The following is a 14,682-nucleotide window of genomic DNA, read 5'->3' on the forward strand; positions in this document are numbered from 1 at the left end:
GTGCGAAACGTGATCGACTCGGCCGGTTGACGACGATGGTCTTGCCCAGCCCGTCGACGGGGCTTAGTTTCAAGCCTCTACGGCCTGCTTCTACGGGCGTAGAGGCTCTCTGACGTCCCTGTCGAAGGAGCAGCTGACATGGCCAACGTCGTACGCGCCGCCCTGGTCCAGGCGACCTGGACCGGAGACACCGCGTCCATGGTCGACAAGCACATCGAGCACGCCCGCGAGGCGGCCCGGCAGGGCGCGAAGGTGATCGGCTTCCAGGAAGTCTTCAACGCGCCCTACTTCTGCCAGGTCCAGGAACCGGAGCACTACGCCTGGGCGGAACCCGTGCCCGACGGCCCCACCGTGGCCCGTATGCGGGAGCTGGCCCGCGAGACCGGCATGGTGATCGTCGTCCCCGTCTTCGAGGTCGAGCAGTCCGGGTTCTACTACAACACCGCGGCGGTCATCGACGCCGACGGCACCTACCTGGGCAAGTACCGCAAGCACCACATCCCCCAGGTCAAGGGATTCTGGGAGAAGTACTACTTCAAGCCCGGGAACCTCGGCTGGCCGGTGTTCGAGACGGCCGTCGGCAAGGTGGGCGTGTACATCTGCTACGACCGCCACTTCCCGGAGGGCTGGCGCCAGCTCGGTCTGAACGGCGCCCAGCTCGTCTACAACCCGTCGGCCACCCACCGCGGCCTCTCCGCCCACCTCTGGCAGCTGGAACAGCCGGCCGCGGCCGTCGCCAACGAGTACTTCGTCGCCGCGATCAACCGCGTCGGGCGGGAGGAGTACGGGGACAACGACTTCTACGGCACCTCCTACTTCGTGGACCCGCGCGGCAAGTTCGTGGGCGAGGTCGCGAGCGACCAGGGCGAGGAACTCGTCGTCCGGGACCTCGACTTCGACCTCATCGAGGACGTACGACAGCAGTGGGCGTTCTACCGGGACCGCCGGCCCGACGCGTACGAAGGACTCGTACAGCCCTGACGTGGGCACGTACGCCGTGAGACTCGCAGAACCCGTACAGCAGTGAAAGGAGTGGTGCAGCCGTGACCGACGAACTGCTCGGACGCCACAAGGCCGTACTGCCCGACTGGCTCGCGCTCTACTACGCGGACCCGCTGGAGATCACCCACGGCGAGGGGCGCCACGTCTGGGACGCCGCCGGCACCAGGTACCTCGACTTCTTCGGCGGCATCCTCACCACGATGACGGCGCACGCCCTGCCCGAGGTCACCAAGGCGGTGAGCGAGCAGGCCGGGCGGATCGTCCACTCCTCGACGCTCTACCTCAACCGGCCGATGGTCGAACTCGCCGAGCGGATCGCGCAGATGTCCGGCATCCCGGACGCCCGTGTCTTCTTCACCACCTCCGGCACCGAGGCCAACGACACCGCCCTGATGCTGGCCACCACGTACCGCGGCAGCAACCAGATCCTGGCGATGCGCAACAGCTACCACGGCCGCTCCTTCAGCGCGGTCGGCATCACCGGCAACAAGGGCTGGTCCCCGACCTCGCTGTCCCCGCTCCAGACGCTGTACGTGCACGGCGGCGTCCGCACCCGCGGCCCGTACGCCGACCTGAGCGACGCCGACTTCATCACCGCCTGCGTCGCCGACCTGGAGGACCTGCTCGGTCACGGCCGGCCGCCGGCCGCGCTGATCGCCGAACCGATCCAGGGCGTCGGCGGCTTCACCTCACCGCCGGACGGCCTGTACGCGGCCTTCCGCGAGGTGCTGCAGCGGCACGGCGTGCTGTGGATCGCCGACGAGGTGCAGACCGGCTGGGGCCGCACCGGCGACAACTTCTGGGGCTGGCAGGCGCACGGCCAGAACGGGCCGCCGGACATCCTGACCTTCGCCAAGGGCATCGGCAACGGCATGTCCATCGGCGGTGTCGTCGCCCGGTCCGAGGTCATGAACTGCCTGGACAGCAACTCGATCTCGACCTTCGGCGGCACCCAGATCACCATGGCCGCCGGCCTCGCCAACCTCAACTACCTCATCGAGCACGACCTCCAGGGCAACGCACGCCGCGTCGGCGGGCTGCTCATCGAGCGGCTGCGAGCGATCACCGCGCAGATCCCGGCGGTCAAGGAGGTACGCGGCCGGGGCCTCATGATCGGCATCGAGCTGGTGAAGCCCGGCACCGACGAGGCCAACCCCGAGGCCGCGTCCGCCGTCCTGGAGGCCGCCCGCCGGGAGGGGCTGCTGATCGGCAAGGGCGGCGGGCACAACACCAGCGCGCTGCGCGTCGCGCCCCCGCTGTCGCTGACCGTCGCCGAGGCAGAGGAAGGCGCCGACGCCCTCGAACGGGCTCTGAGGAGCATCCAGTAGCACCAGAGGAACAGATCTGAGGAACCCCGCCATGACCACCACCTCGGCCACCGCTCCGGAACCCGCCCTGTCGGTACGCCAGGTCCTCGCCCTGGACCGGGTCCTCGCCGGAGAGCCCGAGGTGGTGGCCGGGGCCGGACAGCTCGACCGGCCCGTGCGCTGGGTGCACGTGGCCGAGGCGCCCGACGTCGGCGTGATGCTCAGCGGCGGCGAGATGGTCCTCACCACCGGGGTCCTGCTCGCCGGCGACGAGGACGCACAGGCCGAGTACATCCGCTCGCTGTACCGGGCCGAGGCCGCCGCGGTGGTCCTCGGCCTCGGGCGGGCCTTCCCGACGCCGCCCGACGTGATGCGGAGGGCGGCGGAGCGGTGCGGTCTGCCCATGGTCGTGCTGCACCGGCCGTTCCCCTTCGCCGACCTGACCGAGGAGGTCCAGTCCCGGCTCGTCCGGCGGAAGTTCGCGGCCGTGAGCCTGTCCGAGGCCGTCCGCACCACCCTGACCGGGCTCATCACCGCGGGCGCCCCGCTGCAACAGCTGCTCGACGAGATCGCCCAGCACGCGGGCTGTCCGCTCGTCCTCACCAACCTGGCCCACCGGGTCCTCGCCACGGCCGGGGAGCGGTCGGCGGTCGACGACGTGCTGCGCGACTGGGAACGCATCTCCCGCCAGGCGGGCGGCACCCAGGGCGACGGCTGGGTCCGGGCCGAACTGGGCGGGCGCGGGGAACGCTGGGGCCAGATCGTGCTGTGCGGCTACCGGGGCGACGTCGCCACCGGCCGGCTGCTCGCCGACCGGGCCGCCGAGGCGCTCGTGCTCCACCGGATGCTCGGCGGCGCCGCGCACTCCTGGGAGGAGCAGTCCGCGCAGAGCCTGCTGACGGACCTCGTCTCCGGGGTCGTACCGGCCCGGCAACTGCTGCCCAGGGCGCGGGCGGCAGGGCTGCCCGTCAATCGCCGTACCTTCGTGCCGCTCGTCGTCGCCGACGGTGACCCGGCCCAACTCGACCGCGTGTTGCGCATGTTGGGGCTCCCCGGGCTCGTCGCCGAACTCGCGGAGGGGGTCACCGCCGTACTCCTCAGTCTGGCCCGGGACCAGGACGCGACCGCGCTCACCGCGCACTTCGCGGCCCGGCTGCGGTCGGAGTCCGGGGTGCGGACGTCGGTCGTGGCCGCCGCGGAGGCCCGCACCACGTGGGAGGACGTGCCGGGCGGGCTGCGGGAGGCCCGGCACGTGGCCGACGCCGTCGCCCAGTCCGCCACGACCGGGCTGGACCTCCCCGTCGTCGTACGTCTGCGCGACGTCCATCTGCGCGGCCTGATCCGGCTGCTGCGCGACGACCCGCACGTCCAGGCCTTCGCCGAGCGGGAGTTGGACGGGCTGCTGTGCGGTGACGGACACGTCGAACAGGATCTCCTGCCCGTGCTGCGGACCTATCTGGCGACCGGCCGGAACAAGTCGCACACCGCGCAGCTGCACCATGTGAGCCGGCCCGCGCTGTACCGCCGGCTGGAAGCCATAGAGGCCCGCCTCGGTGTGGACCTCGACGACTTCGAACAGGCCGCCTCCGTCCACATCGCCCTCCTCGCGCACGACGCGCAACAGGGCTGAAACATGCCGGGACCTGCGAAAACAGCGGTGAAACATGCGCCCACGAAGAGGTGACACGGTGGAACGGAGAAGGCCCGCAGACGTGACACCGTGCAACTCAAACCGGCTTCCCGGACTTCCTACTCTCGCTGCACACCGAGTGACCGGAGGTCCCGATGAGCAGAGTCATCCGCGCAGCCATCTTCCAGACGGCCTGGACCGGAGACAAGGAGTCGATGATCCAGGTCCACGAGCAGGCGGCCCGCGACGCGGCGGCCCAGGGCGCGCAGGTCATGTGCTTCCAGGAGCTGTTCTACGGGCCCTACTTCTGCCAGGTCCAGGACAAGGCGTTCTACGAGTACGCGGAGGCTGTCCCCGACGGCCCGATCGTCAAGCGCTTCCAGGCGCTCGCCAAGGAACTCGGCCTGGTTCTCGTGCTGCCGATGTACGAGGAGGAGCAGCCGGGGGTCCTCTACAACACCGCCGCCGTGATCGACGCGGACGGCAAGTACCTCGGCAAGTACCGCAAGCACCACATCCCTCAAGTCCCCGGATTCTGGGAGAAGTTCTACTTCCGCCCGGGCAACGCCGGCTGGCCCGTCTTCGACACCGCCGTGGGCAGGATCGGCGTCTACATCTGCTACGACCGGCACTTCCCGGAGGGCTGGCGTGCGCTGGGCCTCGGTGGCGCCGAGATCGTCTTCAACCCGTCGGCCACCTCGCGCGGCCTGTCCCGCTACCTCTGGCAGCTGGAGCAGCCGGCGTCGGCCGTCGCCAACGAGTACTTCATCGGCGCCATCAACCGGGTGGGCGTCGAGGAACTCGGCGACAACGACTTCTACGGCACCTCCTACTTCGTGGACCCCGAGGCCCAGTTCGTCGGCGAGGTGGCCAGCGACAAGGAGACCGAACTCGTCGTCCGCGACCTGGACCTGGCCAAGCTCCGCGAGGTCCGCGACCGCTGGCAGTTCTTCCGCGACCGCCGCCCGGACGCGTACGGCCCGCTGACGGCGCCGTAGCGAAGCCTCCCCGCGCCCTGAAGGGGCGCGGGGCACTGCGCGACCAGCCACGAACGACCGGCACTGTCCCGACAACCGAACGGAGCGTGACCGAATGAGCGGCCGTACAGTCATCCGCGGCGGTCTCGTCATCACAGCCTCGGACGAGATCCACGCCGACGTCCTGATCGAGGACGGCCGAGTCGTCGCACTCGCGGCGAGCGGAAGCACGATCGCCGACGCCTGGACGGCGGACCGCACCCTCGACGCCACCGGCAAGTACGTCGTCCCGGGCGGTGTGGACGCCCACACCCACATGGAACTCCCCTTCGGCGGAACCTTCGCCTCCGACACCTTCGAGACCGGCACCCGGGCCGCCGCGTGGGGCGGTACGACCACGATCGTCGACTTCGCCGTGCAGAGCGTCGGCCACACCCTCCGCGAGGGCCTCGACGCCTGGCACGCCAAGGCGGAGGGCAACTGCGCGATCGACTACGGCTTCCACATGATCGTCTCGGACGTGAACCAGGAGACGCTCAAGGAGATGGACCTGCTGGTGCAGGAGGGCGTCACGTCGTTCAAGCAGTTCATGGCCTACCCGGGCGTCTTCTACAGCGACGACGGCCAGATCCTGCGCGCCATGCAGCGCTCCGCCGAGAACGGCGGCCTGATCATGATGCACGCGGAGAACGGCATCGCGATCGACGTGCTGGTGGAGCAGGCCCTGGCCCGCGGCGAGACGGACCCCCGCTACCACGGCGAGGTCCGCAAGGCCCTCCTCGAAGCCGAGGCCACCCACCGCGCCATCAAGCTCGCCCAGGTCGCGGGCGCCCCCCTGTACGTCGTGCACGTCTCGGCGATGGAGGCAGTCGCCGAGCTGGCCCGCGCACGGGACGAGGGGCTCAACGTCTTCGGCGAGACCTGCCCGCAGTATCTGTTCCTGTCCACGGACAACCTCGCGGAGCCGGACTTCGAGGGCTCCAAGTACGTGTGCAGCACGCCCCTGCGGCCGCGCGAGCACCAGGCCAAGCTCTGGCAGGGCCTGCGCACCAACGACCTCCAGGTGGTCTCCACGGACCACTGCCCCTTCTGCTTCGTCGGCCAGAAGGAGCTCGGCCGCGGCGACTTCTCCAAGATCCCCAACGGCCTCCCGGGCGTCGAGAACCGGATGGACCTGCTGCACCAGGCGGTCGTCGAGGGGCACATCTCGCGTCGCCGCTGGATCGAGATCGCCTGCGCGACCCCGGCCCGGATGTTCGGCATGTACCCGAAGAAGGGCACGATCGCGCCGGGCGCGGACGCCGACATCGTCATCTACGACCCGCACGCCGAGCAGGTCATGTCCGCCGAGACCCACCACATGAACGTCGACTACTCGGCGTACGAGGGCAAGCGCACCACCGGCCGGGTCGAGACGGTCCTCTCGCGCGGCGAACTCGTCATCACCGAGCGGGAGTACACCGGGCACGCCGGGCACGGCACGTACACCCCCCGCTCCACCTGTCAGTACCTCAACTAGGAGTGGAGCAGATGGACTTCGGACTCGTCCTGCAGACCGACCCGCCGGCTTCGCGCGTCATCGAGCTGATGAAACGCGCCGAGGACAACGGCTTCACGTACGGCTGGACCTTCGACTCCGCCGTGCTGTGGCAGGAGCCGTTCGTCATCTACAGCCAGATCCTGGCCGGCACCACGAAACTGACGGTCGGCCCGATGGTCACCAACCCGGGCACCCGCACCTGGGAGGTCACCGCCTCGACCTTCGCCACGCTCAACGACATGTTCGGCAACCGCACGGTCTGCGGCATCGGCCGCGGTGACTCGGCGATGCGGGTCGCGGGCCGCAAGCCCAACACGCTGGCCCGGATCAGCGAGGCGATGAAGGTCATCCGGTCGCTGGGCAGCGGGGGAGAGGCGGACCTCGGCGGTACGGTCATCAGCTTCCCCTGGATCAAGGAGGGCGCCGAACTCCCGGTCTGGATGGCCGCGTACGGCCCCAAGGCTTTGAAGATGACCGGTGAGGAGGCCGACGGTTTCATCCTCCAGCTCTCCGACCTGTACCTCACCGAGTACATGGTCAAGGCGGTCAAGGACGCGGCCGTGGCCGCCGGACGCGACCCGTCCGAGGTGAAGGTCTGCGTGGCCGCGCCCGCGTACGTCACCGAGGACGACTCGCCCGAGGCGCTGGCCCACGCCCGCGAACAGTGCCGCTGGTTCGGCGGGATGGTCGGCAACCACGTCGCCGACCTGGTGTCCAAGTACGGCGAACACTCCGCGGCCGTACCGGAGGAGCTGACGGACTACATCAAGGCGCGCGAGGGGTACGACTACTCCCACCACGGCCGCGCCGACAATCCGGACACCCAGTTCGTGCCCGACGAGATCGTGGACCGCTTCTGCGTCATCGGCACCCCCGCCATGCACATCGAGAAGCTGAACGCGCTGAGGGCCCTCGGCGTGGACCAGTTCGCCGTCTACGACATGCACGACGCGCAGGAGAGGGTGATCGACACCTACGGCTCGACGGTCATCCCGGCGGTCAACGGCTAGACCGGCTTCTCTGCGGTCACGGCCGACCTGGCTTCCCGGATCGACCCGCCGACTGCAAGAATCCGGCCACCCCGGCAAGCGGAATCAACCGCTCCGATCCACTCCTCCGCCCCCCGACCTCCCCCCGAGACCCCCACACCTTGTCTCCTGCCCTTCCGCCGTCCCGGAAGGGCAGGGCCCAAGGCCTCCGCACGGCCTTTCTTCCCGTCCCGCCTCCCTGATTGGCCTGCCCATGACCGACATAGCACCCACGGGGTCGCCGACAGCCCAGTCCGCCGACCCCTCCGGCCGGATCGAGCTGGCACCCGGGGCCTTCCCCGCCGAAAGCCCCTTCGCCAACGAGGACCTGCGCCCCGTACCCGTCTCCGAGCGCAAGTGGACGACGTACAACTTCGCGGCGCTGTGGATCTCCATGGCCCACTGCATCCCCAGCTGGACCCTGGCCTCCGGCCTGGTTGCCCTCGGCATGGACTGGAAGCAGGCCGTCTTCACCATCGCCCTGGCCAACGTCATCGTGCTGCTGCCGATGCTGGCCACCGGGCACGCCGGCCCCAAGTACGGCATCCCCTTCCCGGTGCTCGCCCGCGCCTCCTTCGGGCTGCGCGGCGCCAACATCCCTGCGATGATCCGGGCCGCCGTGGCCTGCGGCTGGTTCGGCATCCAGACCTGGATCGGCGGCTCCGGGATATTCGCGCTCGGCTCCAAGCTCACCGGCGGTGAGTGGGAGAGCGCGGGGAAGATCGCGGGCAATCCCTGGCCGCTGTGGCTCTGCTTCATCCTCTTCTGGGCCCTGCAGATAGCGATCATCTACCGCGGCATGGACTTCCTGCGGCACTTCGAGAACTGGGCCGCGCCCTTCGTGATCGTCGGCGCGCTCGTGCTGCTGGTCTGGATCGCGGTCAAGGCCGACGGCTTCGGCGCGCTGCTCGACCAGCCCTCCAAGCTCGGCTGGGGCCCCGACTTCTGGCCGGTCTTCTTCCCCTCGTTGATGGGAATGATCGGCTTCTGGGCTACTTTGTCCCTGAACATCCCTGACTTCACCCGTTTCGGTGCCAGTCAGAAGGCGCAGACCTGGGGCCAGTCCCTCGGCCTGCCGACCACGATGACGCTCTTCGCGATCCTCGCCGTCCTGGTCACCTCCGGCTCCGAGGTCGTCTACGGCGAGGCCATCTGGGACCCGGTCACGCTGGCGGCCAAGGCCGACAACGTCTTCGGGCTCCTCTTCGCCCTCATCACGGTGCTCGTCGCCACCATCTCCGTGAACATCGCGGCCAACGTGGTCTCACCGGCGTACGACCTGGCGAACCTCGCCCCGAAGCTCATCAACTTCCGTACGGGCGCGCTCATCACGGGTGTCGTCGGCATCCTGATCTTCCCGTGGAAGCTGATCTCCACGCCCGAGTTCTACATCTTCACCTGGCTCGGTGTGGTCGGCGGTCTGCTCGGCACCGTCGCCGGCATCCTCATCGCCGACTACTGGATCGTCCGCCGTACCGTCCTGCACCTGGCGGACCTGTACACGCCGGGGGGACGCTACTGGTACTCCTCCGGCTGGAACTGGCGGGCCATAGCGGCCTTCGTGGTCGGCGGAGTGCTCGCGGTCGGCGGCTCGTACTCGACCGTCTCCGAGGACGGTGTCTCCTCGGGGCCGTTCCCGCACGACGGCCTGATCCCGTTCCTCAAGCCCCTCGCCGACTACGGCTGGGCGGTGGGCCTCGGCGCGTCGATGCTGCTGTACGTGCTGCTGATGGCCGGTGAGCGGGAGAAGGCCCGGACCGACAAGGAGCGGGTCTCCGTCTGACGGGCCCGTGCTCGCGGCGGCGGCCGGCGCCGGGGAGACGCCCTACTGGGAGTCCTCCAGCACGGCCGCCGCTTCCTTCGCCGCCTTGATGGCACCCTTGTTGATCTCGTCCGTGCCGGGCGCCTTGCGTGACTCGAAGTCGCTGCCGTTGTAGGTGACGACCACCAGGGCGTTGGACATCCGGACGTACACCACACCCTCACGGGTCTGCTGCTTGTCCTCCGTGGTGAGGTTCACCACGGAGTACGCCTCGTCGCCGAGACCGGGCACGGCGCCGCCGCCACTCTTCTCCGTGGTGCGCGTCCGATAGGCGCTTTCGGCCTTGTCGTCCGATTGCTGGACCTCGTACGAGACGTCCAGCCAGCGGTAGTCGAAGCCCTTGAGCGCGTTCCATGAGCAGGTGCGGCGCACGGACTCGTTGGTCGACGCGATCTCCTTGCCGGCCGCCTTCGCGCCGGGAACAAGTGATTTGACTGTTTTTTCCGTGACGCCGGAGCAGGGTGAGGGCGCCTTCTCGTACGTCTTGGTCACCGTCGCCGTCGACGGCGCGGACTCGTCGGCCGAGACGGGGCCCGACGCCGTGTCCCGCGCGGTGTCCTCCCCGGCCGGGCTCGCGGACAGCGGACCGGACGACAACGCCCAGCCCGCGACGGCGAGTACGGCGACCGGCATCAGTCGCGCGGTGAGGGCGAGCGGCAGAGGGAGATCACGCACAGCGCACTTCTCGGGGTCGAGGCGGCGGTACCGCCGGGCGGTGGGGTACGCCAGTGTCACACGACTGCCTGTGGGACGAAAGTGCGAACTCGCTCCGTGCATACCCGGTGACAGGGTCCCGCGTGTGCGGAGGCACGAAGTCCCGCGCGGAGTCACGGCCTCCGCACCCCCGTCCATGTCAGGATCGGACCATGATCCCGATACGCGGCCGTACGGCCTCCCGCGCGCTCGTGGCGGTGGCGCTGACCCTGGCCGTCGGCGGCTGCGGACTCTCCGAGGAACTCGACCGCGAGCGCGACCCGGACCGTGCCGGGCGCACGGCCGCGGCCTCGTCGGCGGGGACGGAAACCCCAGGAGGACCGGGTCTCTCGGTGCCGCCCGATGCGGCGGAGGCCGAGTCGGGAGCGGATCCTACGGGGGACGCCTCGCCCGACACGACGGCCGTCTGCCCGAGCTCCGGGGTGCGTATGCTGCCCGGCCTCGTGGACGCGGCGATGGGGTTGCGGGCGATGGGCGTGACCCTCACCAACTGCGGCGAGAAGACGTACACCGTCAAGGGCTACCCCTCGATCCAGCTGCTCGACACGGAAGGCGAGCCCTACGACGACGTACGTGTCCTCCAGGGCCCCCAGGACGTCACCACGGCCGTCCCCGACCTCGGTGCGCATCAAGTCACCCTGGAACCGGGCGAGTCCGCCGGGACCACACTGGTCTGGCGGAACACGGTCACCGAGGCGGACGCACCGGCCGTGAACGCCCCCACCCTGCGCATCGCCCCGCTCCCCGGCCGCCCCGCCGAGGTCCTCACTCCCGACGGCGGACTCGACCTCGGCAACACGGGCCGCCTCGGCACGACGGCCTGGACGAAATTCGCCCCCGGTTCTTAACCGGTTGCGAGTCCGCCGTCCCGATCAGCACGCTGACACCATGAGCCGGTCACCGTACGACACCGAGCCCCAACTCCCCTCCCTGCCCGGGGAGATCCTCGCCTACTACGAGCGCGGAGGAGAGCTCACCCGTCTTCGGGAGGGCGTCGGCCGCCTGGAGTTCTGGCGCACCCGGGACCTTCTGCGCCGACTGCTGCCCGGGGCGCCCGCGCGCGTGCTCGACGTCGGTGGCGGTACGGGGATCCACGCCGAGTGGCTCGCCGGGGACGGGCACCGGGTCGAGGTCGTCGACCCCGTTCCGATGCACGTGGAACGATCCGGGCGGCTGCCCGGGGTCACCGCCCGGCTCGGGGACGCCCGCGCGCTGCCCGCCGAGGACGCCGCCCACGACGTCGTGCTGCTCCTCGGTCCGCTCTACCACCTGCCCGAACGACCCGACCGGGTGCGGGCGTTGGCCGAGGCCCGGCGCGCGGTGCGGCCGGGCGGTGTGGTGGTCGCGGCCACGATCAACCGCTTCGCCGGCCTCAACGACAGCCTCAGGCAGGGGAACTACTTCATTCCGGAGCGCCGCGAGCGCACCGACGCCGTGTCGGATCACGGCAGGCACCGGTACTCGCCGGCGGACCCCGACTTCACCACCGCCTACTTCGCCGATCCTGCCGACGTGCCGGGCGAATTCGCCGAGGCCGGTCTCGCGCCCGACGGACAGTACGGCGTCGAGGGCGTCGCCTGGCTGATGGGCGGGGTGGAGGAGTGGCTGGACGACCCGGAACGCCGAGAGGCCGTACTGGCGGCGACCCGGCGCATCGAGGCGGAGCCGTCGCTGCTGGGGGCGAGCGGACATGTGCTGACCGTGGGGCGGAGGCCGGGAGAAGACCTGGAGGGCGGCCACGGCTGAGCCGCGGTGCGCCGCCCGCTGCGTACGATCACCGAACGCCCGTCGCGCAGTGAGGAGTCCGCCCGTGTTCACCACTCGACCGACGCTCCAGGGGACCTTCGGCATGGTGTCCTCCACGCACTGGCTCGCCTCGCAGTCGGCGATGGCCGTGCTGGAGGACGGCGGCAACGCGTTCGACGCGGCCGTGGCGGCGGGCTTCGTCCTGCACGTCGTCGAACCCCATCTCAACGGCCCGGCGGGCGAGGTGCCCATCCTCCTCGCCCCGGCCGGCGGCGAGGTCCGGGTGCTGTGCGGACAGGGCGTGGCACCCGCCGGGGCGTCCGCCGCGCACTACCGGGGGCTCGGCCTCGAACTCGTCCCCGGCACCGGCCCCCTGGCGGCAGCCGTGCCGGGCGCCTTCGACGCGTGGATGCTCCTCCTGCGCGACCACGGCACCAAGGACCTCGCCGACGTCCTGAAGTACGCCATCGGCTACGCCGAGGACGGACACGCGCCCGTGGAGAACCTGGGGGCGACCGTCGAGTCCGTGCGGGACCTCTTCGAGAAGGAGTGGCTGTCGTCGGCGGACGTGTACCTGCCGGGCGGGCGGGCGCCCCGGCCCGGCGAACTGTTCCGCAACCCCGCCCTGGCCGCGACCTGGCGGCGGCTGCTCGCCGAGGTCGAGGGGGCCGGGGACCGGGAGGCCCGGATCGAGGCGGCGCGCGCGGTGTGGCGTGCCGGCTTCGTCGCCGAGGCCCTCGTCCGCCAGGCCGGCCGGCCCACCCTCGACACCAGCGGCGAGCGGCACACCGGCACGCTCACCATGGCCGACCTGGCCGCCTGGTCCGCGAGCTACGAGGCACCGGCGACGTACGACTGGAACGGCTGGACCCTGTGCAAGGCGGGCCCCTGGAGCCAGGGCCCGGTCCTCCTCCAGCAACTCGCCCTGCTGCCGCGCGACCTGCCCCCGTACGGGTCCGCCGAGTACGTGCACCTCCTCGTCGAGGGCTGCAAGCTCGCCATGGCGGACCGGGAGGCCTGGTACGGGGACGCGGCGCCGGTGCCGCTCGCCGAGCTGCTGTCCGACGAGTACAACGCCGCGCGGCGGGCGCTCGTCGGCGACACGGCGTCGTACGACCTGCTGCCGGGCGCCCCGGGCGGCCGCAGCCCGCGACTGAGCGCGCACGCGCGCGTGGTGGCCACCGAGGAGCCGGGCTTCAACGCGCTGGGCGTGGGCGAGCCCACGGTCGCAAGCGGGCTCGGGGGCGTCGGGGAGCCCACCGTGGCCAAGAGCCCCCGGTCGCCGGTGCCGGGGGAGCCGGAGGTCGCGGCGGACGGCGGCACCCGGGGCGACACCTGCCACCTCGACGTCGTCGACCGCTGGGGCAACATGGTCGCGGCCACGCCCAGCGGCGGCTGGCTGCAGTCCAACCCCGTGGTGCCCGAGCTGGGGTTCCCGCTCGGCACCCGGCTGCAGATGGCCTGGCTGGACGAGGGCCTGCCCAACTCCCTGACGCCGGGCCGGCGCCCACGCACCACGCTCACCCCGTCGCTCGCGCTGCGCGACGGGGTGCCCGTCATGGCCTTCGGCACGCCCGGCGGCGACCAGCAGGACCAGTGGCAGCTGCACTTCTTCCTCGCCGTCGCCCTCCGTCCGCACGTGCGCGGCGGCCTCGACCTCCAGGGCGCGATCGACGCCCCGAACTGGCACAACGACAGTTTCCCCGGCTCGTTCTACCCGCGCGGCATGCGCCCCGGCAGCGTCACCGTCGAGTCCCGGACCCCTCCGGCGGTCGTCGAGGAACTGCGCCGACGCGGCCATGACGTCGTCGTCGGCGAGGCGTGGTCCGAGGGCCGGCTGTGCGCGGTCGCACGCGACCCGGAGACCGGGGTGCTGTCGGCGGCGGCGAACCCGCGCGGCATGCAGGGGTACGCGGTCGGGCGCTGAGCCAGGACGAATCCTCCCGTTTCCGGGGGCTCCGGTCGGCACCGGGAATTCACGGTGATTCCATGCCGAATACGCCGAACGGGTGGGGATTGTCAGTGCCGCGTGCTGTCATGGAGGCATGATCGAAGCCAACGAAACCATCGACGAGTTTCTCGCCCGACACGCCTCGGACGTCGAGGAAGCGATCCGCAAGGCCGCCGCCACGGAGATCATGCCGCGCTTCCGGCAGCTCGCCGCGCACGAGGTCGACCAGAAGAGCGGACCGCACGACCTGGTGACCGACGCCGACCGCAAGGCCGAGGCGTACCTCACGGAGGCCCTCCCCGCGCTGCTGCCCGGATCGGTCGTGGTGGGCGAGGAGGCGGTGCACGCCGATCCCGCGTCGTACGAGGCGCTCCAGGAGCAGGCACCGGTCTGGATCGTCGACCCGGTGGACGGCACCCGGCAGTTCGTGCGCGGCGAGCCCGGGTTCTGCACCCTGGTCGCCCTCGCGCAGGGTGGGGTCCTGCTCGCCTCCTGGACGTACGCCCCCGCGCTCGACCGGCTCGCCGTGGCGATCCGCGGCCGGGGGGCCACGCTCGACGGTGAGCCGCTGCGGGCCGGTGCGCCCGACCCCGGCCGCGACCTCGACATAGCCACCTCCCACCCGGACTACACCACCGAGGACCAGAAGCGGGCCCTGCTCGGCCTGTGGACCGACGGGGTGTCCCCGCGTTCCTGCGGCTCGGCCGGGCTGGAGTACCTCGCCATCGCCCGGGGCCACTTGGACGCGGTCGCCTTCAGCTGGGAAGCGGCATGGGACCACGCGGCCGGCCTCCTGCTGGTCGAGGAGGCGGGCGGCGCCCACCTCACCCTGGCCGGCGAGCCCTTCCGCATCACGGGCGGCAACACCCTGCCGTTCACCGCGGCCCGGGACGCGGCCACGGCCCGCCGCGTGGCGGATCTGCTGGCGGCCGGAGCCTGAACGGAGGGACGCGGGACGACGGCGC

General features: G+C 71.0%; 12 protein-coding genes. 11 read left to right on the plus strand and 1 reads right to left on the minus strand.

Annotated elements, in window-relative coordinates:
• Positions 1–138: 138 nt before the first annotated feature.
• The 7 genes from GWK25_RS14185 to GWK25_RS14215 all read left to right on the plus strand — a co-directional run bounded on the left by GWK25_RS14185 (position 139) and on the right by GWK25_RS14215 (position 9,267).
• Positions 139–981 carry a nitrilase-related carbon-nitrogen hydrolase gene (locus GWK25_RS14185; RefSeq protein ID WP_215450503.1) on the plus strand — a complete coding sequence of 281 codons (843 nt, stop codon included), beginning with the start codon at positions 139–141 and terminating at the stop codon, positions 979–981.
• 62 nt (positions 982–1,043) lie between these two features.
• On the plus strand, positions 1,044–2,330 hold the full coding sequence (locus tag GWK25_RS14190) for an aspartate aminotransferase family protein (protein ID WP_215450504.1): 1,287 nt from the start codon (positions 1,044–1,046) through the stop codon (positions 2,328–2,330).
• 31 nt (positions 2,331–2,361) lie between these two features.
• Entirely contained in the window at positions 2,362–3,939 is a 1,578-nt protein-coding gene (locus GWK25_RS14195) for a PucR family transcriptional regulator ligand-binding domain-containing protein (protein WP_215450506.1), read from the plus strand.
• Between the two features lie 155 nt (positions 3,940–4,094).
• Positions 4,095–4,937 carry a nitrilase-related carbon-nitrogen hydrolase gene (locus tag GWK25_RS14200; protein WP_215450508.1) on the plus strand — a complete coding sequence of 281 codons (843 nt, stop codon included), beginning with the start codon at positions 4,095–4,097 and terminating at the stop codon, positions 4,935–4,937.
• A gap of 94 nt (positions 4,938–5,031) precedes the next feature.
• Complete coding sequence (hydA, locus tag GWK25_RS14205; protein WP_215450510.1) at positions 5,032–6,435, plus strand: dihydropyrimidinase; 1,404 nt, start codon at positions 5,032–5,034, stop codon at positions 6,433–6,435.
• A gap of 11 nt (positions 6,436–6,446) precedes the next feature.
• Complete coding sequence (locus GWK25_RS14210; protein WP_215450512.1) at positions 6,447–7,466, plus strand: TIGR03842 family LLM class F420-dependent oxidoreductase; 1,020 nt, start codon at positions 6,447–6,449, stop codon at positions 7,464–7,466.
• A gap of 232 nt (positions 7,467–7,698) precedes the next feature.
• Positions 7,699–9,267, plus strand: a complete 1,569-nt coding sequence (locus GWK25_RS14215; protein WP_215450514.1) for an NCS1 family nucleobase:cation symporter-1 — start codon at positions 7,699–7,701, stop codon at positions 9,265–9,267.
• Positions 9,268–9,309: 42 nt separating this feature from the next.
• Here GWK25_RS14215 and GWK25_RS14220 read toward each other — a convergent pair whose 3' ends face one another.
• Positions 9,310–9,981, minus strand: a complete 672-nt coding sequence (locus GWK25_RS14220) for a hypothetical protein (RefSeq protein ID WP_215450516.1) — start codon at positions 9,979–9,981, stop codon at positions 9,310–9,312.
• A gap of 191 nt (positions 9,982–10,172) precedes the next feature.
• Here GWK25_RS14220 and GWK25_RS14225 point away from each other — a divergent pair, with 191 nt between their 5' ends.
• From GWK25_RS14225 to GWK25_RS14240, 4 genes are all read left to right on the plus strand, one after another.
• Complete coding sequence (locus tag GWK25_RS14225) at positions 10,173–10,868, plus strand: DUF4232 domain-containing protein (protein ID WP_215450518.1); 696 nt, start codon at positions 10,173–10,175, stop codon at positions 10,866–10,868.
• A 40-nt stretch (positions 10,869–10,908) separates the two neighbouring features.
• Positions 10,909–11,766, plus strand: a complete 858-nt coding sequence (locus tag GWK25_RS14230; RefSeq protein ID WP_215450519.1) for a bifunctional 2-polyprenyl-6-hydroxyphenol methylase/3-demethylubiquinol 3-O-methyltransferase UbiG — start codon at positions 10,909–10,911, stop codon at positions 11,764–11,766.
• Positions 11,767–11,830: 64 nt separating this feature from the next.
• On the plus strand, positions 11,831–13,693 hold the full coding sequence (locus GWK25_RS14235; RefSeq protein WP_215450521.1) for a gamma-glutamyltransferase family protein: 1,863 nt from the start codon (positions 11,831–11,833) through the stop codon (positions 13,691–13,693).
• Positions 13,694–13,811: 118 nt separating this feature from the next.
• Positions 13,812–14,657, plus strand: coding sequence for an inositol monophosphatase family protein (locus GWK25_RS14240; RefSeq protein ID WP_215450522.1), 846 nt, complete (start codon positions 13,812–13,814; stop codon positions 14,655–14,657).
• The last annotated feature ends 25 nt before the right edge of the window (positions 14,658–14,682 follow it).

Origin of the sequence: Streptomyces sp. ATCC 21386 (assembly GCF_018728545.1) — a bacterium.
Taxonomy (GTDB): domain Bacteria; phylum Actinomycetota; class Actinomycetes; order Streptomycetales; family Streptomycetaceae; genus Streptomyces.